At 38.4% G+C, this 2,870-nt stretch carries 1 protein-coding gene; it reads right to left on the minus strand.

Features of this window, described 5'->3' with window-relative positions:
• Positions 1–595: 595 nt before the first annotated feature.
• The gene (locus DC094_RS21795) at positions 596–2,119 is read right to left on the minus strand and encodes a hypothetical protein (protein ID WP_116689242.1); all 1,524 of its coding nucleotides are present in this window, start codon (positions 2,117–2,119) and stop codon (positions 596–598) included.
• Positions 2,120–2,870 lie beyond the last annotated feature (751 nt).

Genomic DNA, 2,870 nt, shown 5'->3' on the forward strand with positions numbered 1-2,870 from the left:
GACAACTTTTTCAAGTGCCGCTCCTGCAAAAATCAACGGTTAACAAAGATTAAATCAATGGCAACTGAATGAGAAATCAAATGTTTTTTGACAGGTATAAATAATATCTTGGGTGGCGTTATTGTTTTTTTTTGACAGGTATAAATAAGGTATAAATAATATTTTGGGTGGCGTTATTATTTTATTTTTAGATGAGAAATTAAATGTTTTTTGACAGGTATAAATAATATTTTGGGTGGCGTTATTATTAGTTATTATTACGACCAGGGATTGGAGCCATATAAGTGAAGTCGCTTTAAACCCAGAAAGAGAAAGGGTGGGTATAAATTAATTTAAAAAGAGACAACTACCTTGAAAAATACCGATAACTCCAGCTTCTAAAAGTTTATTGAAGTTGGCACAGGTGGAGCTATAGGCAGGTCCAAAACTTCCATCGCTTGGGTAATTCCATGCAACACCTCTGGAGTATGCCGCTCCGTCTACGTAATAATTAGGATTCTCTTTATCACTCACTCCTTTTTTTATTGAATGAAATCAAGGATAAGGGCTATTGCTAGCCCCATCCCGATTCTTGTTGTTAATGATATGTTAACATCTAGCGTCCGAAGTTATCAGCATTTGTATGCTGAATGTATACTTGGATTCTGGCTTGTAAACCTGCATCTCTGAAAACTTGCTGGTGGTATTGATAGTGTGTGTCGCAATGTGTAATACCATACTGCGCCTGAGAGTAAACAGCCGCCACAGAGTCTGCATCAAAGTTAAATAGGGATCTTAAATCCTCACCTTGACCAGCACCAACAACGTCGTAAGTGTTAACGTGGCTATTTATACCTTGACATACTTTCTGGAACGCAATGATGTCACCCGTATCCACGTTTTCAGCATAGATTATGTTATTTGCTTGAGCAGCTTCAAACTGAGCGTATGTTCTGACAGCCTTTGAAGGTCTAGATCCGTCTCTATCAAGATGACTGTAGTTTGTAGCTTCTGTGTGATTAAGATATGCTTGGATTCTGGCTTGTAAACCTGAAGTTCCGTTTGCAGAGCTGCTATAGTCATAACCACCCCAGCATTTAGTTCCTTCACCCCTGTGCCAGTTACTAATACCTGCTACCCAGTCTGCTCTAAAGTCGAAAACAGTGTCAACTCTATTAGCTCCTTGCACATCATAGACATAACCTCCATTCGCATTACATACTGATCGGAATGCGATAATATCCCCAGTTGTAGTGTCTTTAATGTAGATTGTGTCATTTCCTTTGACAGCTTCAAACTCTGCGTACGTTTCTACAGCTTTAGCAGGAGTAGATCCATCATGTGGATAGATAGCTCTACGAACTGCGTTTCCAAAGTTAACAGCTTGTGTCCAGTTTAGGTAACCAGCGATCTGAGATTGTAAGTCACTTGAAATCCATAGACTGTGGGAGTTTCCACAACGACCGTTATACCATGTGATACCTGATACAGAACCATCTTGACCTACAATAAGATCCTGAGTTCCGTCGTTAGCTGAACCAGTAACGTGTACAATAGCTCCACAAACTCTTTCTAATCTAAGAATAGCGCCAGTTGAAGGTTGCTCAACAAAGTAAGTGTTGCTAAGGCCTAGGTTCATAGCAGCTAAAAGACCAGCACCAGTAGTGATGGCATTCTGCTTAGTAGCTCCAGGCGATGCTCTAAAGTTAGTTGCATCTGTGTATAAGAAATATTCCGATATTCTGGTTTGTAAGCCCGCAATACCAGCACCAGTTACGAAATCAGTTCGGGTGTTAATACAGCGATCACCATGCCAGAATACAGCTTTCCAAGTATTGTCACTAAAATAAGTATCAGCTTCATCCAGTGCTCCAGTGATAGATAAAACAAGGCCTTCTGCACTTTCACATACGCGATTAAACTGTAGAATATTGCCTGTTAGCGTGTTTTCAACATACCAAGAGCTCAAACTTCCATTAATAGCATTACTGAATTCTTCTTGAGTTCTAATCGCTAGCGCAACAATAGATCCGTCCCTTGCTGAATCAACTTGATCAACCCGATCAACATCCGCGTACGCGTAATTAGCGCATCCTATAGTTAGGAATCCAATTGTTAAAAACAATAGTAGGTTTTTCATCGTGCTTATTCCTCTGCAAGAGTTAAATTAAGGCGTCCCCTGTTATTCCTCGTCAGGATTGAATTCGATATTCAGCCGTAGCTCCTACGATAAACACGAGGGCAGCAATTTTGTGAGACATTGTCTCTTACCGGCTAATCCTTTAATTTTTAAGCATTCATTTCTTTTGCTATCGTGGTGCTTTAATTCAAATTCAACACTGCAGCCTTTTTTCCTTAATATATTGAGAATAAATAAAAAAACTCCCAACAACAGTAAAACTATTTACGTGCCAACCCATCGCTTTCATGCTGCAACTACACTTATCGATTGATTAAAAAGCCCACTAAAAACCAATTCCTTATTAGAACTGACTCACTGTCAAAAAATTAACTTATCTGAATTAATTGCTGACATCGTTGTTAGTGAACCTTGCCTGAGCGCAAAAGTTTTCAGCTTATATAAACCTAGCAGATTGAGCTGGACTTTCAATAAAAAAAAAAGGAACATAATAACAGGTAATATTGCACGCCAGCCTAATTAATTTTGCGATACATTACGATATTAATTTGATATTTTTAATTGTTAGTTATATTGTAACCATTCAGCACAATTTAATATAAAAATCGCTTGACAGGTTTTTTTATATTTTCCCGAATTTAAGCACCTCTTTCAGAATACCACTTAAACGCCGCATTAAACTGCTATTAACACACCTGATTATCAATGTTTTTTGCTCAGAATAGCGCATCAGCATTCCGCTTCTAAAAAG

This window comes from Pelagibaculum spongiae (genome assembly GCF_003097315.1).
Lineage (GTDB): Bacteria > Pseudomonadota > Gammaproteobacteria > Enterobacterales > Pelagibaculaceae > Pelagibaculum > Pelagibaculum spongiae.

Bases quoted from the DNA above. Each gene is read 5' to 3' on its own strand.
- DC094_RS21795 (WP_116689242.1), bottom strand. From the start codon at position 2,119: ATGAAAAACCTACTATTGTTTTTAACAATTGGATTCCTAACTATAGGA.